The organism is Metallibacterium sp. (genome assembly GCF_054637675.1).
Genome location: NZ_JBTSRB010000006.1, coordinates 1 through 18,379 on the forward strand (window position 1 = coordinate 1; position 18,379 = coordinate 18,379).

Annotated in this window: 16 protein-coding genes and 1 tRNA gene; 7 read left to right on the forward strand and 10 right to left on the reverse strand. The window is 67.7% G+C overall.

Translation table 11 applies throughout. The features are described from left to right. Window positions 1–224 precede the first annotated feature (224 nt). The 7 genes from ACYDAT_RS03325 to ACYDAT_RS03355 all read right to left on the reverse strand — a co-directional run bounded on the left by ACYDAT_RS03325 (window position 225) and on the right by ACYDAT_RS03355 (window position 7,494). Window positions 225–300 (reverse strand) — tRNA-Thr (locus ACYDAT_RS03325). Between the two features lie 81 nt (window positions 301–381). After that, window positions 382–807, reverse strand: a complete 426-nt coding sequence (locus tag ACYDAT_RS03330) for a type IV pilin protein (RefSeq protein WP_461438162.1) — start codon at window positions 805–807, stop codon at window positions 382–384. Window positions 808–809: 2 nt separating this feature from the next. Further along, the gene (locus tag ACYDAT_RS03335) at window positions 810–4,400 is read right to left on the reverse strand and encodes a pilus assembly protein (protein ID WP_461448472.1); all 3,591 of its coding nucleotides are present in this window, start codon (window positions 4,398–4,400) and stop codon (window positions 810–812) included. A gap of 10 nt (window positions 4,401–4,410) precedes the next feature. Continuing rightward, complete coding sequence (locus ACYDAT_RS03340; protein WP_461438164.1) at window positions 4,411–5,037, reverse strand: pilus assembly PilX family protein; 627 nt, start codon at window positions 5,035–5,037, stop codon at window positions 4,411–4,413. 5 nt (window positions 5,038–5,042) lie between these two features. Next, complete coding sequence (locus ACYDAT_RS03345) at window positions 5,043–6,374, reverse strand: PilW family protein (RefSeq protein WP_461448473.1); 1,332 nt, start codon at window positions 6,372–6,374, stop codon at window positions 5,043–5,045. 11 nt (window positions 6,375–6,385) lie between these two features. Then, a complete protein-coding gene (pilV, locus tag ACYDAT_RS03350) occupies window positions 6,386–6,922 on the reverse strand; it encodes a type IV pilus modification protein PilV (RefSeq protein WP_461438166.1) in 537 nt (178 codons plus the stop codon). Then, on the reverse strand, window positions 6,919–7,494 hold the full coding sequence (locus tag ACYDAT_RS03355; RefSeq protein ID WP_461448474.1) for a GspH/FimT family protein: 576 nt from the start codon (window positions 7,492–7,494) through the stop codon (window positions 6,919–6,921). Before ACYDAT_RS03355 ends, pilV begins: the two co-directional genes overlap by 4 nt. Before the next feature lie 399 nt (window positions 7,495–7,893). On the opposite strand from ACYDAT_RS03355, the gene ACYDAT_RS03360 reads away from it, so the two are divergent. From ACYDAT_RS03360 to ACYDAT_RS03375, 4 genes are read left to right on the forward strand one after another with little or no spacing between them, the layout of a single operon-like run. Next, a complete protein-coding gene (locus ACYDAT_RS03360; protein WP_461448475.1) occupies window positions 7,894–9,045 on the forward strand; it encodes an MlaE family ABC transporter permease in 1,152 nt (383 codons plus the stop codon). Continuing rightward, entirely contained in the window at window positions 9,042–9,857 is an 816-nt protein-coding gene (locus ACYDAT_RS03365) for an ABC transporter ATP-binding protein (protein ID WP_461448476.1), read from the forward strand. Before ACYDAT_RS03360 ends, ACYDAT_RS03365 begins: the two co-directional genes overlap by 4 nt. Before the next feature lies 1 nt (window position 9,858). Continuing rightward, complete coding sequence (locus ACYDAT_RS03370) at window positions 9,859–10,800, forward strand: MlaD family protein (RefSeq protein ID WP_461438170.1); 942 nt, start codon at window positions 9,859–9,861, stop codon at window positions 10,798–10,800. Next, complete coding sequence (locus tag ACYDAT_RS03375; protein WP_461448477.1) at window positions 10,797–11,420, forward strand: ABC-type transport auxiliary lipoprotein family protein; 624 nt, start codon at window positions 10,797–10,799, stop codon at window positions 11,418–11,420. Before ACYDAT_RS03370 ends, ACYDAT_RS03375 begins: the two co-directional genes overlap by 4 nt. Window positions 11,421–11,449: 29 nt before the next feature. On the opposite strand, the gene ACYDAT_RS03380 is transcribed toward ACYDAT_RS03375, so the two are convergent. Then, window positions 11,450–12,076: an alpha-ketoglutarate-dependent dioxygenase AlkB family protein gene (locus tag ACYDAT_RS03380; protein WP_461448478.1), complete on the reverse strand. Its 627-nt coding sequence runs from the start codon at window positions 12,074–12,076 to the stop codon at window positions 11,450–11,452. After that, window positions 12,063–13,460, reverse strand: coding sequence for an amidase (locus ACYDAT_RS03385; protein ID WP_461438173.1), 1,398 nt, complete (start codon window positions 13,458–13,460; stop codon window positions 12,063–12,065). The genes ACYDAT_RS03380 and ACYDAT_RS03385 overlap by 14 nt, the downstream gene beginning before the upstream one ends. 96 nt (window positions 13,461–13,556) lie before the next feature. Here ACYDAT_RS03385 and ACYDAT_RS03390 point away from each other — a divergent pair, with 96 nt between their 5' ends. The 3 genes from ACYDAT_RS03390 (at window position 13,557) to ACYDAT_RS03400 (ending at window position 17,559) form a co-directional block, all read left to right on the forward strand. Further along, window positions 13,557–15,161, forward strand: coding sequence for an electron transfer flavoprotein-ubiquinone oxidoreductase (locus tag ACYDAT_RS03390; RefSeq protein ID WP_461448479.1), 1,605 nt, complete (start codon window positions 13,557–13,559; stop codon window positions 15,159–15,161). Between the two features lie 24 nt (window positions 15,162–15,185). Further along, complete coding sequence (locus ACYDAT_RS03395) at window positions 15,186–16,535, forward strand: ClcB-like voltage-gated chloride channel protein (protein ID WP_461438175.1); 1,350 nt, start codon at window positions 15,186–15,188, stop codon at window positions 16,533–16,535. Window positions 16,536–16,656: 121 nt separating this feature from the next. Then, window positions 16,657–17,559, forward strand: a complete 903-nt coding sequence (locus ACYDAT_RS03400; protein ID WP_461448480.1) for an NUDIX hydrolase — start codon at window positions 16,657–16,659, stop codon at window positions 17,557–17,559. A gap of 93 nt (window positions 17,560–17,652) precedes the next feature. On the opposite strand, the gene trhA is transcribed toward ACYDAT_RS03400, so the two are convergent. Further along, window positions 17,653–18,330, reverse strand: a complete 678-nt coding sequence (gene trhA / locus ACYDAT_RS03405) for a PAQR family membrane homeostasis protein TrhA (protein ID WP_461438177.1) — start codon at window positions 18,328–18,330, stop codon at window positions 17,653–17,655. Between the last annotated feature and the right edge of the window lie 49 nt (window positions 18,331–18,379).

The window sequence follows — 18,379 nt, forward strand, 5'->3', positions numbered from 1 at the left end:
AACGCGGTAGAGCTTCACGCGTGGGCGCGGGGCCTTGAGCTTGGTATCAGTCAGCATGGGCGAGTAACTCGAAAACCGCTTTTTGCGGGTTACTCGGAAAGTCACTCGCTATAGCGACCGGCTGCAAGCGGACAGCACCGGACGTTCCCGGACGGGAAAGCTAGCATTTTCCTGGGTTTCTGCTGGGTTTTCTGGACTGCTGCGGACGTGCCCGGAAGTGCAAGTGGTGCCGGAGATAGGAGTCGAACCTACGACCTACGCATTACGAATGCGCCGCTCTACCAACTGAGCTACTCCGGCGAAAGGTCGCGTAGTTTACGCACGGATGCATACAGCGACAAGAACAAGAACGCCGCGCGCATCAGCACTTGCACGCAGCGCCTACCAGCAGGCGCCGTTGCTGGCGCTGCCGGAGTAGCCCTTGACGCCGGTGTTGTCGAGGGTGAGATCGGCGCAGGCATCGTTGACCTGATCGGCTTGCGGCACCGCGGTCAAGGTGTAGGCCAGGCTGGAACTGGCGGTGGCGATCTGCGCGGCGTAGTAGCCGTGTTCGGAACTGGAGGGTTGGGCCAGATCCGCGAGCGTCGCGGTGTAGCGGTTGTTCGCCGTGTGGTAGCGCTCCTGCGCCATGGCCAGACGCAGCAGCAGATCCTTGCCGTCGGTGCGGTGCGTGCGCAGTACGTAGTTGCGGTAGCCGGGAATGGCGATGGCGGCGAGGATGGCGATGATCACCACCACGATCAGCAGCTCGATCAAGGTGAAGCCGCGCGTGCGTGCGCGGCGGGTGTACGCAGTGACGGGCAGCATGCTCAGTCCCCCTGTTGCAGCACGCGCCAGGAGCGGCGGCGCCAGTAGCTGTCGGAAAACTGGAAGGTGCTGCCGCCGGGCAGCAGGATGCCGGGCAGCATCAGGTTGCCGCCGCCGACGCGTGTGGCCACTGGCAGCATGCCAGCCGCCGGAGGGTTGCTCACGCGGATGCCGGCCACGCCGTAACCAGCCGCCAGCGTCAGCCCACCCGCCAAGGAGGCAAGCCCGGGGCTGGAGCCGCCGTTGGCGGCATCGACCACCAGCACCGCGCCCTGACGGCTGGGGTTGCACGGATCGCTGCCGCCCGGAATCAACGTGGTCAGAATCGCGCGATTGGTGTTGAACAAGGCGATCGGACTCACCACGCCGCGCTCACCCACGGCGCTGTCCAGCAAAAAGTACCAGCCGCGGGTGCTCGCCGGCACCGGCAGGTCGGTGAGCACGCGCGCGCCGTTGGCCAGCGCGCCGAGATCCTGCGCGACCAGATCGTCGTCGACACTGGGATATACCGGCGCGGCGCTGCCGTATTCGCGTACGCCGTAGAACGCCTGCGTGGGTACGCCGGCATTGGTGCGATCGGACAGGCCGAGGTACTTGCCGGTGCCGAACACCACGTCGAACTTGCGCGTGAGCACATCGGGGAACAGACGCGGCATGGCCGTGATCGGGCGCGCGCCGGGCGTGGTCGGCTTGAACACCAGGTCGACGCTCCAATTGGCGGGGTTTGGATCGGACAGATCAAAGCGCCACAAATTACCCCGCAGGTCGCCGGCAAACGCGGCATCATCGATCTGGTCGTTCTGGTAATCGCCCAGCACCGGCGCGGCCAGGCCGTAGCTGATCACCGCGGTTTGCGGCGCGCTGGAGGTCTTGATCTGGCGGATCAACGCGCCGGTCTGGGCATCGAGCACGAACAGGCTGCTGTAAGGGTTGCTGGCCGCGGCATCGCTGCTGCCGTTGGGGAAATAACCCGCCGGCACCAGCACCACCCATTTGCCGTTGGCCAAGCGACCGACGTTGGGCTGACCATAGGTGTAGCCGAGATCGCCGCCGCCGCTGGAGGCGTGGTTGAACTCCCACAGCACCTTGGCACCGGGGCTAGCTTCGCTCGCGGCGGGATGGGTGATGTCCAGCGCATAGACGGCACGACCACCAAGGCGCAGCCCGCCGACCAGAAGCGTGTGCCAGGCGCCCGCGAAGAACACATCGCGCTCCACCGGCGTGGCGTCCACCATCGGCTGCAGCACGTAGTTCTTGGCGCTGACCTTGCTCAACGTGGCATACAGCGTGTACGGCACGTAGGCCCAGCGCTCGTTGCCGCCGGCCGCCGTGGCGGTGGCGTCAATGGCATGCAGCATGCCGTCGTTGGCGCCGAGATAAATCGTCGGCGCGCGCGCGCGGTTGGTGTAGACGAAACGCTCGTAGGTATTGCCGCCCGCGGCGGCGATTTGTTCAGGCGTGCCGGTCGGGAACGTGTCGCGATAGCCGCTGTCCGGTCCGGCCACGTACAGCGCCTGTGAATTCACCACGGCACCCAGCACCGAGCCACGGCGATGGAACAGGCTGTCCTCGTTGCCGCGATCGCCGCGCAGAAAATCGAGGCGCGCGCTGCCGTTGCCATCGGTCGTGCCGTTCTCGTCCTTGTCGAGCAGGCTCTGCAGGGCCGTGGGTAGCGCGGCCCAGCGCAAGGCGATGCCCTGCCCGGTGCCGGTGCCCTGAGCGGTCAGAATCACGCGCGTGTCCGGATCGCGCGCCGCGCCCGGATTGCTGCCGGTGGCCACGCAGAAACCGCCGCTGAGCTTGCAGCCCGCATCCCACAACGTGCCGCCGAACAGGCCGGTATCGGGATCGACATTGCGCGCGGTGGCGCTGCCGCTCCAGTCGCTGGAGTCGTAGCCAGTGCCGTAGCTGACCGTGTTCACGGTGAGCACGGCGGTGCTCAGGCTGCCGGCGGTCGAGGCCGTACGCCGCGCGACGATGTTGTTGATGATGTCCTGCAGCTTGCTGACCAGCTCGCCCGGATCCGAGGCGCTGAAGTAATCACCGCGGCCGTTGATGGAGGCGTGCCATGTGTCGTCCACGGCCTCGATGCCATTCCAGACCGGGAGCGGCCAAGCCTTGCCGCCCGTGCGCAACGCGTTCAGATCATCGGGATAATTCAACGTGCCGGCTACGCCCAGGGTGATCATGAACTGCACCGCGTGCTGCCAGGTGGCCGGATCGTTGGCCGGGTTGTAGTAGATCTCCGGAATCGACGCGGGGCTGGTGATGACGCCTGCAACCGGTGCACCGGAGACGCCGGTGGCTTTGTCGGGGAAGTACGCCGACACGTTGTTGGCCAGATCTGGGCGCAGATCCTTGGCCCAGTAATAAAACGCGATATTGGCCAGGGAGGACTCGTAGAGCGAACCCGAGACATTGGAGAAAATTCGGCTTGCGGCAACGCCCACGTTGTAAGCCGTGCCATCGGGCAAAGTGCGCGAGGTTTCGCTGGTGAAGAAAGCGCCTGGCAATGCAGGAGGGTTATCACCATTCCAATAACCATCGGTCACCAGCATGTGGAAGTTCTGCCGGCAGGTCAGATCGGCTTTGTCGGCGCCCGTCATCCCGTTCCAATAAGGATCTTCGCTGGTGAACTGCTTGCCGCCACCCGGCGTGCCACTTTCGAAGAACTTGCCTGCGCGGATGGTGGCTTCGCGATCAGGCGTCCAGCCCTCTGCCGGCACCTGGTAAATCCAGTCGAAGAACTTGCTGCGCGCCGCGCCGGAAAATGCCGTGATCGGCGTGCTGTCCTTGGCCAGCCATGGATACGTGGTCGTATCGCTGTTGATGTTCTGGTAGACGACGCGAATGTCGTCGCCCAGGCTGCCGAACACGCGCGACAGCGCGCTGCGCGTCATCAGATTGCGTGTGCGGTAATAAGCCCACCAATTGGCCCAATTCTGGTACTGGCTGGCTGGCACCGCCACGGCCTCCCAGTTCGAGGCGATGTACAGATTCGCGGTGTTCACCGCGCCCAGCGTGCCGATGTTCACGCCAGTCTTGAGTCGCCAGTAGTAAGGCCCGGTGCCAACCGGATTCGAGGACGCGCCGGGACAAGACCACGCGCCGGTGAAATGGGTCGTGCCCGGATTGCCCGCGTTGAGCGGACGATTGCGTTGGATGCCATCGTTCCAGACAGCCACCAGGGTGGCATCGGCATTGGGGAACGAGGCACCGTCCTCATACAGCGGCGGCGGGTAGACGACGTTGGGGTTGTAGTACACGCCGTTCATGGCATGGGCGCGCAAGTCACCGGCCGCGGTCACGCGCGGATCGATCACGCCCGCGCAGCGCCAGACGTCGCTCCAGCCAACATTGTCGAACGGCCGCCGATCGCCCATGAAATCCCAGCTCATCGACCCCGAATCATCGAACGTCACGGCGATGTTGGGATCGACGTTCTTGGTCAGATCGAGCGGCGTGGTACTGAGGTCCACCGTGTAATACGTGACGGCCCGCGCGGGTGCGCTGTGCAGGCCAGCGGCAAGCGTGAGTATCAGCGCCAGTGCAAAGACGCTGTGCGCGCGGGCGACACGGGGACGGTGGCGCATGGCGTGGTCCTCAGTTGCTCTTGGCGGCGAAGGTGGTCTGCACCACGCGTACGCTGTTGGCATTGCCACCGGTGCTGCGCGCGGTGATGCGGTACAGATGCTTGTCGGCGCTGCGCGGCCCGGCGTTGGGGCCGGTAGTACCCGACTCATGCGCGGGACCGAGGCCGGGCGGTGTCTCGATGCCCAGATCCTCGACGAGGAACACGGGATTGCTGGCCAGGCGTGCATTGGTGGTGGCGCCCGGCAGCGCGGTCATGTCCACCGTGCTGTAGCTGGTCGCACCGGCTGTGAACCAGCCGCGGGCATCGATGAACGCCTGCACCGTGGCATTGGGCTGCCCGGCGACGTAGCTGTAGCAACCGCCCAGCGCCGCCGCGCCGCAAATCACCGGCTGCGCGCCGAGGCTGGCCGACCACAGGCGGAATTCGGCCGCACGCAGCGCCGACTCGGCGCCCATGCCGGCGAGCTGCTGGTTGCGCACCGCGCCGACCATTTTTTCCTGCAGCAAGGCGCTGCGCATGGCGCCGATGGCGAGGATCGCCAGCAGCAGCATGAACACCAGCGCCACCATCAACGCGGCGCCGCGCTGGCGTGTCGACGCGGTCGGAACAGTCGGGTTGCGAATGAGCGCAGGCATGGGCATCACGGGTTGTAGTTGCGCACGCTGTACATGCCGACGAACTCACGCCGCAGCATGCGTTTGTCGAGGCCGTTGGGCAGCGGCGCGGTGAGCGCGGTTGGCGCCAGCGCGGCGCCGCTGTTGGTGCAGCTCGCGCTACCGTCGCAGGAGTAGCGGTAAGCCAACTCGTTGGCGCCGAGTGCGGGCAACAGCGTGGCGTTGTCGACCAGGGCGTGGACTTCGATGGCGCGCAACGCGCGCCACAGGCAACCCTGCCGCAATTCGCTGAGCGTGGCGCCGGTGAAAGCACTCAGATCGGGCTGCACCGGACAATCGATGGCATTGCCCGAGCCATCGGTGCCCGCCGCCACGTTGTCGGCACCGAGCACGATCACGCCGCCGTCGGCATTCTCGACCATGTAGCGAAAATCGAGGCGCTCGACGCCGCGCGCGATTTCCTCGGCCGGGCCTCCGTTGACCTTGCGCATCAGCGCCGCGACCCGATGCCCGGCCGGCGCATCCGGATTGCTGTCGGCCAGCAACTGCAGGTAGTAGGTGATGGTGGTGAAATCGTTGGAGAAGTTGTACAGGCGCGCGTCGGTCTGGGTGTTGACGCAACCGGGTGCGTAGCCGGGAAAATCACTGCTCGGCGTGAACACGCCGCCGGCGCGTGTGACTTTGAACACGGACGCCGCCGAGCCATCGGTGAGCAGTGCCAGATCGCCGGCCTGGAAGCTCGCCAGCGGTGCATCGCCGGCCTGCGGCACGATGCGGATCGAGGTGAGGTTGTTGGTCGCATCGCAAACCTGCGCCGAGCCGCCCTCGACCACCGACCACCCGCGGCCGGTGACGTAGCGCAGCGTCAGCACGTCGGCACCGGGCACGCGATTGCCCGCGGCGGTACCCATGACCGGTGCGATCGCGACGGGAACCGCGGGAGTACAAGCCGCGGCGCTGCACTCATGGCCGCTGACATAGATGCGTGAAGGCAGCGGATATGGCGCGGCCGGCGGATTGCCCAGCGCCACCGCGTTGTCAGGCAGGCCGAGGCTGGCGAATTGCACATACGCCGTCGGGCTGCGCAGACCGTCCATGTAGCCCCAGGTTTCCCGCGTGGCCAGGCCACCGGTATTGGCGCCGTACAGACCGCCGGCCATGCTCAGATCGCTGCCGATCTGACCGATGGCGTAGCGGCCCTCCTCCTGCAGTCGCGCCATCTGCGTCTGCACGTTGCCGGCCTTGCTGGTGGAGACAAACACACTGATGATGCCGACGGTGACCAGCAGGCCCAGGGCCAGCGCGATCATCAGCTCGACCAGGGTGAAACCACGTGAGAGGCCGCGAATCGGCTTCATGTCTGGAAGCTTCATGGCTGGAATACCCAGGCAAAGGTTTGCGCAGCCGGCGTGCCGCCGCGCGCGAGCGTGGTTTCGGTCCAGGTGACGGTCATCGAACAGGTGCCGGCATACGGTGGGCGATAAGCAAACTGTGTGGCGCTGACCGCCGGCCCCGCGCCCGGCTGCGTGCACTGCACCGCGGCATTCGCGCCCGCGGGCAGAAACTGCTGCAACTGTCGGCTCCACAGTATCTGATCGCGTTGCGCGACCTGCGGCGGCGAGCAACCTGCGGCGCTGTCGCAGGCCGGTGGCGTACCGGCGATGGGATATGCGGCGCTGTCATAGCTGCCGACCCACACGCCCTGCGGATTGGCGCGCATGCGGTTGGCCATCTGCTCGGCCATGAAGCCAACCTGGGTGCGCAGATACGAGGCGTGGCTGGACTGCGTGGACACGACCAGCAGCCCGGCCAGACCGAGCAGGCCAAGGCTGAAGATCAGCACCGCGACCAGCACCTCGACCAGGCTGAAGCCGCGCCGCGCGTGCATCGGCAGACAGACGCTCATGAACAGGTGGCTCCGCTGACACTGCTGTCGCGGTAGGACTCCATCTGCCCCGAGGCATGCACCACCAACGTCATGGCTTGCGCCTGGCTGCCCGCCGGTTTGCACACGCTGAATGTGGTATCGATACTGGCGCGGCCATTGCTGGCGGTGTCGTAAACGCTGCCGTCCTGCGCGAACACCACGCTGCCGAGCGCGCCGCCGCGACCGGCGGCGGCGCTGAATTCGACGTCCAGCGCCTCATGCTGGCGCAGCGGTGCGCCGCTGGCCGCGGTGTAGCCGGCCGTGGCGGGCGCGCTATCCGGCTGGATCTGCCAGCCATCCAGCCAGTTGCCATTGACAGCCACCACACCGACCAGCCGCCCGCGGCTGATGGCCAGCGTGCGCGCGGTTTGCAAGTCGGCCACCAGCGCGTTGATGGTGCTGCCCACCTGCAGCTTGATCAGCGCCATACGCAAACCGGGCGCCGCCAAGGTGACCAGCACCGCCACCACGGCCAGTACGATCAGCATCTCCATCATCGAGAAGCCGTGCCCCACACGGACATTTGCACCGACTCGACACCACATCGGCATCGCCCTGTTCGGATGTACGGCAGTGAAACTATACGTTTACGTGATTATAATGACTGTTTTTCTGATTAACGGATATTTTGAGCAGATAAAAGGCGCAAAACCGGGGACCGGGGAAAGGTCAAACCCGCTTGCAAGGCGCGCGTTGTGCATGCGGGCCACTGCCGCCTCGATGTTTTGTCATGCTGAGGCCACCGGCCGAAGCATGCAGGCGGCGCTTGTTGCGCGGCGTCTTGTGTGCGGCATGACGCATGCCGCTGCGTTGAGATGCTTCGCGATGCTCGGCAAGACAAGCCGGAACCCGCGTCACGCGGCCAGCTCAGTTCCGACTTCCGACTCGCGACTCACTATTTCCGAGCCCTGAGTCCCGGCTGATCCGGTCGAACTGTTAATCTCGCACCCATGAGTACGTCTGACGTCCCTGGCCGCGTCGACTTGCTTGCTGACGGCGACGGCAGCGTGACGCTGCGCGTTTCCGGCGCATGGACGCTGGCGCATTTCGCCGCCATCGAGCGGCAGATGCAGCCCATGCGCAACACGCTTGGCGATGATTTCCACCTCGATCTGAGCGCGCTCAGCGCACTGGACACCGCAGGCGCCGGTCTGCTCAGCCTGCTGCTGGGTCCGCAACGTCTGTGCGCTGTCATCGCCGCGCTGCCCGATCTCGCTCCCGAGCGCCGCGCCCTGCTGGGCACCGTTGGCGGCGCGGTCAGCGACATCCTCGCCTACACGCCGCCGAGCGGCGACGGGCTGGGCTTCGTCGAACTGCTGGCGCATCTCGGGCGCACCAGCGATGCGATCTGGCGCCAGACGCGCACCCTGCTCGGCTTCATCGGCCTGGTGCTGGAAACCCTCGCGCGCAACCTGCTGCGTCCGCGGCGCTGGCGCATGACCGCGCTGGTCGCGCAACTGGAGCAGACCACGCTGGACGCGCTGCCGATCGTGGCGCTGCTGTCGCTGATGGTCGGCGCGGTCATCGCGTTTCTGGGCGCCACGGTGCTCAGCACGTATGGCGCCAGCGTGTTCACGGTCGATCTGGTGTCGTTCGCGTTTCTGCGCGAATTCGGCGTGTTGCTGGCAGCGATCCTGCTGGCCGGACGCACCGCCAGCGCGTTCACCGCGCAACTGGGCGCGATGAAGTCGCACGAGGAGATCGACGCGCTGCGCACCATCGGGCTGGACCCGATCGAGGTGCTGGTGCTGCCGCGCGTGCTGGCGCTGATGCTGGGCCTGCCGATGCTCACCCTGATCGCGATGCTGGCCGGCGTGCTCGGCGGCGCCATCGTCTGCGTGACGGTAATCGGCATTCCGCCGGCGATGTTTCTTTCGCTGTTCCACGCCGACACGCCACTGAGCTATTTCTGGGTGGGTATGAGCAAGGCGCCGGTGCTGGCGTTTCTGATTGGCATCATCGGTTGTCTGGAGGGCTTCAAGGTCACCGGCAGCGCCGAATCAGTCGGCGAGCGCACCACTTCCAGCGTGGTGCAGGCGATCTTCGTGGTGATCCTGGTCGATGCCTTGGCCGCGCTGTTTTTCATGGAGATGGGCTGGTGAGCGCGCTGCCCGCTGCGCTCGCGGCCACGCCGGATACGCTGATCGCGGTGCGCGATCTGGGCACGCGCTTCGGCATCCAGGTCGTTCACGAGCACCTCGATCTGGAAGTACCCCGCGGCGTGATTCTTGGCGTGGTCGGTGGCTCCGGCACCGGCAAGTCGGTGCTGCTGCGCACGATCATCGGCCTGCGTCGCCCCGACGCCGGCACGGTGCGCCTGCTTGGCGCCGACCTGCACGCGCTGTCGCCACCACGGCGTATCGCCATCGAACGCCGCATCGGCGTGCTGTTTCAGGATGGCGCGCTGTTTTCCTCGCTGAGCGTGGTTGACAACATCTGCGTGCCATTGCTGGAACACACTGCGCTGAGCGCACGCGATGCGCGCCGCGTGGCGACGCTGAAAATCGCGCTGGCCGGTCTGCCGCAGGACGCGCGCGACAAGTATCCGTCCGAACTGTCCGGCGGCATGCGCAAGCGCGCGGCGCTGGCGCGCGCGCTGGCGCTGGACCCGGAGATTCTGTTTCTCGACGAGCCCACATCGGGGCTCGATCCGGTCACCGCTGCCGGCTTCGATCATCTGCTGCGCACCCTGCGCGACGCGTTGGGCCTGACCGTGTACATGAATACACACGATCTCGATTCCCTGCACGCGGTCTGCGATCGCGTCGCGGTGCTGGCCGATCGCCGCGTACTGGTGTGCGCCGATCTGGCCACGGTCGAGCGCTGCGCTCATCCTTGGGTGCAGGACTATTTTCACGGTCCGCGCGGGCGCGCCGCCAATGCGGCCTGGGCCGCGCCGACCCCGGAGACATGACATGGAAACGCGCGCGCACCACGTGTTGATCGGCGCCTTCACCCTGGCGGTGCTGCTGGGTGCCTTGCTGTTCGTGCTGTGGCTGGGCAAGAGCAGCGTCGATCACGCCTACGCCTACTACGACGTGGTGTTCAACGAATCGGTCACCGGCCTGTCCAATGGCGGCATGGTGCAATACAACGGCATCAAGGTCGGTCAGGTCGCCGATCTCAAGCTCGATCCGCATGACCCGCGCAAGGTCATCGCGCGCATCCAGGTCGCCGGCGACACGCCGGTCAAACTGGACACCGGCGCCAAGCTCGGCCTGCTGGGCCTGACCGGCGTGGCCTTCATCCAGCTCACCGGCGGCTCGCCGGACAGTCCGCGGCTGCGCGGCCACGACGGTCACATCCCGGTGATCGTGGCGCAGAATTCCGAGCTGTCCAAGCTGCTCAACTCCGGCGAGGACATCGCCACCAACGTCAATGAAGTGCTGCAGCGCCTGCAGGAGCTGCTCTCGGCGCAGAACGTGCAGCGCCTCGTCAGCACCCTGCAGCATCTCGATGAAACCACCGCCGCGATCGCCGCCGAACGCGGGCAGTTGCGCACGGCGCTGGTGCAACTGGCGGGCGCCAGCACGCGCCTCAACGCCACGTTGGCGCAAGTCGATCAGCTCGCCAGCAATACCAACGCGCTGATCAACGATCAGGGCCGTGCCACCCTGCAAAGCGCGCAGGCCAGCTTGCGATCGTTCCAGCAGATGAGCACGCAACTGCAGCAGGTCATCGCCGAGAATCGCGGCGCGCTGGCCGCCGGCACCCAGGGCACCGCAGAACTGGGACCGACGCTGCGCGAATTGCAGCTCACCCTGCGCCAGCTCAATGCGCTGAGCGCGCGCCTGCGGCCCGATCCGGCGGCCTACCTGCTTGGCCACGACGCCCCCAAGGAGTACCACCCGCAATGAACCGCCTCCGTTTCGCCGCGCTGCTGCTTGCAACCCTGCTGCTAGGCGCGTGCAGCAGCCTGATCGGACCACGCGGCAATCCGCAGGTATTTTTGCTGCCGCCGGCCCCAGCGCCGACAGTTGCGGCAGCGCCGCTGCGCAGCACGCTCGCGGTGACGCTGCCTGCGGCCAACGGCCTGCTCGACAGCGCCGCGCTGCTGGTCAGTCCACAACCCGATCAACTGCAGGTGTACGCCGGCGCGCGCTGGGCCGAACGCCCGGCGGTGATGCTGCGCCAGCGCCTGCTGGCCGCGTTGATCGATGCCGGCATCGCGCGCGCGGTGCCCGCCGACAGCGGCGTGCTGGCGCAGTACACGCTGCAAAGCGATCTGGATGAGTTTCGCCTGCGCGTGGATGGCCAGCACGCCGCGGCGCAAGTGACGTTGCAAGTGCGCCTGCTCGACAACGCCTCGCGCCAGTTGCTCGCGCAGCAGCGCTTCAGCGCCAGCGCGCCGGCCGCGAACGACCGTGCCGCCGCTGCGGTGCAAGCCTTTGGCCAGGCCAGCGTCACTTTGCAGGACGCCGTCGCCGCGTGGACCGTGCAGCAGTTGCGCGCAACCAGCGCGACGACGACGCGGTGACGCGACAAGTCATCGCGGTGGCATGAGCCTCAGCGTTGCCGCGGCTGCACCCAGCGAAAGGTCAGATTGATGCGCGGCGCCACGGCGGCGCGCGTGCGCGGCACGGCGTGGCGGTACAGGCGCTGACAGGCGCCGCCCATCAGCAGCAGGCTGCCATGACTCAGCGTGAGCATCGTGCTGCGTGTGGCGCCGCCGCTGCGCGCGCGCAGCAGGAATCGGCGTGGTGCGCCCAGGCTGAGGCTGGCGATCAGCGGCGCGGCGCCCAGTTCCGGCTCGTCATCGCTGTGCCAGCCCATGGCGTCACGGCCATCACGATACAGATTGGCCAGCACGCTGTTGAAGCGCGCGGCGCAGCATGTCTCCAGTCGCGCGCGCAGCGCCGCCAGCGCCGACGGCCACGGGCGCGGCGCGAAGCGCACGCGCGAGTAGGTGTACGCGGCGTCACGATCGCCGATCCAGCACGACAAGCGCGGTGCCGGCAGCGTGCGCCCGAACAATCGCACGTGGTGCTGCTCCCATGGAATCGCGGCGTGCAGTTCATGCAGCAGCGCGTCGGCCTCGGCTGTCGCCAAAAAATCCGGCGCGAACCGCAGCAGCGCGTCGGGCAGCGGCAGCACTGCGCCGGGCAGCGCGTGGTGCGGCTCAGGGATGCCCATCGCCCATGGGAAACACGGGCGTGGCATCCAGCGCCGCGGCGAACACCTCGGCCAGCTCCAGCAGGCGCAGATCGGAACCCGGCGGACCGACCAGTTGCAGGCCGGCCGGCAAACCATCCTGCAGCGTGCCCATGGGGATGCTCACCGCGGGGCAGCCGGACAAACTGGCGAAGCTGGTCAGATCGGCGGCGTTGGCCGGCTCGCTTTGATCGAGCGCATACGCGCCGTTGGGCGTGGTCGGGGTAACCAGCACGTCGACCTGCGCGAACAGGCGCCGCGCCTTCAGCCGCGCGGCGTCGAGCATGCGATCGGCGGCGACGTAATCGGTGGCGCTCTTGTCGCGCGCGTAGTCCAGCATGTGCCGGAAGCGCGGTGACACCGGATGCGCGACATCGAGTAGATCCGCGGCAAAGGTGCGCAGCATCTCGGCCTCCATCAACAGCAGGCCGGCGCGGCGCGCGCGCGCGAAATCCCAGTCCGCGCAATCGACGCGGTGGCGCTGGCCGAGCAGTTCGCCCAGCGTGTCCAGCGCGCGCGCGAACACCTGCTGCATGTCGGCGCCCACGCCGAGCGCGGCGAGATCCGGCAGCAGGCCGATGCGCAGGCGTCCGGGCTCCAAATCGGGCAGCGCGAAGGCCACGCGGCGCTTGCGCGAAAACGCGTCCTCGGCGTCGTAGCCGGCCAGCACCTGCAGCATCACCACCGCGTCGCGCACCTCGCGCGCGAGGATGCCCACGCAGTCCAGGCGCCGCGCGCTGGGGGCCATGCCGACGCAGGAAATCTCGCCATGCGTGGGCTTCAGCGCGACCAGGCCGCAATAACTGGCGGGGATGCGCACCGAACCGAGACTGTCGGCGCCCAGCGCCGCCAGCGCCATGCCGCTGGCCACCGCCACCGCCGCACCGGAGGACGAGCCACCCGGCGTATGCGTGGGCTTGCGCGGGTGCCGCACCGGCGGATAGTGCGGGTTTTGTCCGTGCGCACCCAGCGCGCCCTCGTCCAGCGCGGTCTTGCCCATCAACACCGCGCCGGCGGCGCGCAGTCGCGTCACCGCGGCGGCGTCGTGGGTGGCCATCTCCACCGCCGCGCGCGGCAAACCGACGCGCGTTGGCCAGCCGGCGATGTCGAAGCAATCCTTGATCGCGACGGGTATGCCATCAAGCCGCCCGAGCACGTGCTCGCGGCGGCGGTGCGCGCTGGCTTGCGCCTGCTCGCGCACCAGCACCGGGCGCAAATCGACGAACGCACCCAGTTGCGGATTGAGCCGATGCGCGCGCTGCAGGCAGGCTTCGGCCACATCGACCGGGCCAAGATTGCCGGAGGCCAGCGCGGCGAGCGTCTGACACACGCCGAAACGGGTTGCATCGACCGCGCCGTGATTCATCCTGCTGCTCTCCAAGCAATACCGTATTGTGCGCGTTGCCGCCCGCGTCGCAAAGCTGGACAATCAAACGATCGTTTCAGTGACGGCCGCATGACCATGAGCGAACGCGATGCGATGGAGTACGACGTCGTGAGCGTCGGCGCCGGCCCCGCCGGGCTGGCGTTCGCGATACGTCTGAAGCAGCTCAAGCCCGGGGCGCGCGTGTGCGTGATCGAAAAAGCCGCGGCGGTAGGCGCGCAGATCCTGTCCGGCGCGGTGATCGAGCCGGCACCGCTGGATGCGCTGCTGCCGGGCTGGCGCGACGCGCCACCGCCACTGTGCGTGCCGGTGCGCCACGACGAATTCTGGTGGCTGCGCAACCCGCGCAAGGCACTGAAAATGCCGACGCCGCCACAGATGCACAATGCCGGCAACTTCATCGTCAGCCTCGGCGCGCTGTGCGCGTGGCTGGCACCACAGGCCGAGGCGCTGGGCGTGGAGATCTACCCCGGCTTCGCCGCCGCCGAACCGCTGTTCGATGCGCGGGGCGCCGTAGCCGGCGTGCGCATCGGCGACATGGGCGTGGCGCGCGACGGCAGTCACAAGCCGGGCTACACGCAAGGCATCGACATCAAGGCGCCGCTGACGGTGCTGGGTGAAGGCTGCCGCGGACATCTGAGCAAGCAATTGATCGCCCGCTACGGCCTCGATCGCGGCGTCGATCCGCAGACCTACGGCATCGGCCTCAAGGAGCTCTGGCAACTGCCGGCCGGACGCGGCGAGCCAGGCAAGGTGGTGCACACGCTGGGCTGGCCGCTGGACCCGGCGACTTACGGCGGCAGCTTCATGTATCACCTCGGCGGCGATCGCCTGGCCATCGGTTTCGTGGCGGGGCTGGATTACCGCGACCCTATGTTCTCGCCATGGGAGGCGTTCCAGCAGTTCAAGCAGCATGCGCGCGTGCTGCCGCTGCTGGAAGGTGGGCAGATCATTTCCGCCGGCGCGCGCGCGCTGGTCGAGGGCGGTTATCAGTCGCTGCCCAGGGTCGAGATGCCAGGCGCGCTACTGATCGGTGACGCGGCCGGTCTGCTCAACGTGCCCAAGATCAAGGGCACGCACCAGGCCATGCGCTCGGCCATGCTGGCCGCCGCGCAGGTGGCCGAGCAGGGCTACGCAAGTACGGGCTGGGATGCGCGCCTGCGCGCCTCAACCGTGGTGCGGGAATTGCGCCGCGTGCGCAATATCCGCCCCGGTTTTCACAAGGGGCTGTGGCTGGGGCTGGCCAACGCTGGTTGGGAAACCGTCACCGCCGGGCGCTCGCCGTGGACGCTGCGCAACCACGCCGATCACGCCCAGCTCGCGCGCGTGGACGCGCAGCAATCGCCGCGACGCGATTACGTGCAGCGCATCCTGCCGCCGCGCGATCGCCTGGCCAGCGTGTACTTCGCTGCCACCGAGCACGGCGAGGACCAGCCGGTGCATCTGCACGTGGCCGACACAAATATCTGTATCGGACGTTGTGCGACCGAATATGCCAATCCGTGCACGCGCTTCTGCCCCGCCGGGGTCTACGAGATGGTTGATGACGCCGCTGGCAAGCGTCTGCAGATCAACGCCGCCAACTGCGTGCACTGCAAGACCTGCGATATCAAGGATCCTTACCAGATCATCAACTGGGTGACGCCGGAGGGCGGCAGTGGCCCGAATTACCAGGACCTGTGAGCGCGCACCGATGAGTCGGCGCGCTTGAAGCCCGCTGCGCCAGCCGCGCCGCGCGCGCCGGGCTATCACGGCGACGACCGCTGGCTGCTGTTGTGGGCGGCGCTGATCGGCGTGGTCGGTGCGCTGGCCACGGTGGCGTTCCACGAGGGCATGGCGTTCACCGAACGCCTCGCCACGCAGCATCCGGGCAGTCTGGTGCACGCCGCCGAAGCGCTGGCGCCGTGGCGGCGCGCGCTCACCCCGGCGCTGGGCGGGGTCTTCGCCGGAGCGATTCTGTGGCTGGCGCAGCGCGTCGCCAAGGGCAGGCATCAGCCGGATTATCTGGAAGCCATCGCCATCGGCGACGGCCGCCAGGATGTGAAGGGCACGCTGCTGCGCAGCGCTTCATCGCTATGCACCATCGGCGCCGGTGGCTCGATCGGCCGCGAGGGCGCGATGGTGCAACTGGCCGCGGCCACCGGCTCGTGGATCGGCCAGCTCGCGCGTTTCGACGGCGACGACCTGCGCCTGCTGCTGGCCTGTGGCGCCGCCGCGGGTTTTGCCGCGGCTTACGACGCGGCGCTGTCGGGCGCGATCTTCATCGCTGAAATCGTCTACGGCACGCTGTCGATCCGTCGCCTCGGCCCGCTGATGGTGGCTTCGGTCGTGTCCGAAGTCACCGTGCACCAGGCGCTGGGCTACGCGCCCGTGTACAAGATTCCGCCGCTGCATGTGGCCTCGCTGTGGGAGCTGCCGCTGTTCCTGCTGATGGGCCTGATCCTCGGCGCGCTGGCGCCGCTGTTCATGGTCACGCTGGACGGCGCGCACCGGCTGGCCGCGCGACTGCGGCTGGCCCTGCCGCTGAAACTGGCGCTGGGCGGCCTGGTGGTCGGCGCGATCTCGATCTGGTGGCCCCAGGTCTGGGGCAACGGCTACAGCGTCGTCAACGACGTGCTGAAGCACCCCTGGCCGCTGGCACTGGTCGCGGCCGTGCTGATCGCCAAGGTGTTCGCCACCGCCGCCACCACCGGCTCGGGCGCGGTCGGCGGCGTGTTCACGCCGACGATCTTCGTCGGCGCCCTGCTGGGTCTGCTGGCCGGCAGCGCCGCGCACGCGCTGTGGCCGGACTCGTCGCTGCCGGTGGTGTACGCGGTGATCGGCATGGGCGCGTTCCTGGCCGCGACCACGCACGCGCCGCTGATGTCGTTCCTGATCGTGTTCGAGATGACGCTGGAGTATCAACTGGTGCCCGCACTCATGTTGTCGTGCCTGGTGGCCTACCACGTCTCGCGCGCGATCCGGCCGCAGTCGATCTACCATGAGGCGCTGCATCGTGACACCGCGAACGAGGAAGACGTCGTGGACAGCGCGCCGCAGCCGCCTGTATCGCGTTGATCGACCAATGGTCACAGCGTGTCACGCGCGGTTGGCATCACTTCTGCTAGAGCACAACACGAACCTGTCGCGGGCATTCCCCGTGGCAGTGGCGTAGGCTCAATGCAGGGGTGTTTCGGATATGCCGGATGCGTTAGGCGTCAATCTGGAAGCGGTGATCCTGGCTGTGACCGCGGCCACGCCGCGCGTGCTCACCGCAGCCACGGCGGAGGGCTACGCGCTGCCGGCAGGTCCGCTGGACAGCGCCGCGCATCCCACGCTGGAACGCGGCCTGCGCGAGTGGGTGCAGCGCGTGAGCGGCTTCCGGCTCGGCTACGTCGAGCAGCTGTACACCTTCGGCGACCGCCAGCGCGATCCGCACCTGCGCCATGCGCGGCCACGCACGATCGGTATCGCCTACCTCGCGCTGACGCGCGAGCAAACCCTGCCCGAGGGTGCCGCGCACTGGCACGACGTGTATGCCTTTCTGCCGTGGGAGGACTGGCGCCAGCAGCGCCCGGTGCTGCTCGATGCGCCGCTGGCGCCGGCGCTGCTGCGTTGGGCTGGCGATACGGCGCAACGGCGCGAGCGCGTGGAATTGGTGTTCGGCCTGCATGGCGCGCCATGGGATACCGAGCGCACGCTGGAGCGCTATGAGCTGCTGTGGGAAGCCGGGCTGGTGCCAGAAGCCGGCGGCGCACCCGGGCTGGGCCACGCGCTGGTGCAGGATCACCGCCGCATCCTGGCCACCGCGCTGGGGCGCATGCGCGGCAAGCTGCGCTATCGCCCGGTGGTGTTCGAGCTGCTGCCCGAGAGCTTCACCCTGAGCCAATTGCAGCAGGTGATCGAGGCGCTGGCCGGGCGCCGACTGCACACGCAGAACTTCCGCCGCCTGATCGAGAACGCCGGCCTGGTCGAGGCCACCGGCGTGCAAGCGCGCGCACCGCGTGGACGCCCGGCCGCGCTGTTCCGCTTCCGCCATGAGGTGTTGCGTGAACGCCCGCAGCCCGGCGTGTACTACCCGGGCGCGTGGTGGTCGCGCTGAGCCGCACACGCCGTGCCAACCATGGGACTGATCGTCAAGCTGGCGCCGTGCTTCGCCATGCCCGGCGTGTTCGCCAGTGCCTGGCTGCTGTGATCAAGCCGCGGCAGGATGCACCAGCGGCAGCACGTACAGCAGCACCGCGAGAAACTGCAGCACGCTGCCAGCCAGCACGAACACATGCCACACGCTGTGGTGAAACGGCAGCCGCCGCCACAGATAGAACGGCACGCCCAGCGTGTAAGCCACGCCGCCCGCCAGCACCAGGGTGAGCCCACCACCGGCCAGCACCGCATGCAGCGGTGCGAACGCGAACACACCGATCCAGCCCATGCCCACGTATACCAGCGCCGCCAGCCAGCGCCGCTGCCCCCAACTGCTGAACTCCAGCGTGCTGCCGAAAGCCGCCAGCGCCCAGATCGCCGCGAACAGGCTCCAGCCCCACGCGCCGCGCAGGGCCAGCAGCGTGAACGGCGTATAGGTGCCGGCGATCAGCAGATAAATGGCGATGTGATCCAGCCGCCGCAGTCGCCGCTTGGCATCGACGCCACGCGCGGCGTGGTACAGCGTCGAGGCGCTGTACAGCAACACCAGCGCGCTGCCGAACACCACCACGGCCAGCAGCGCGCGTACTCGTCCGATCCCGGCCGCAGTCACGATCAACAACACCAGACCGGCGATGCTGAGCGCGATGCCCAGCGCATGAATCAACATGCTGACCCGCTCATCGTGCGCGTGCAGCACGCTGGGTCGCGGCGCGGTGTGGGTATTCATCGGCGACTCCGCCGTAAAAAAAACCGTACGCTATCACGGACCTCCGCGG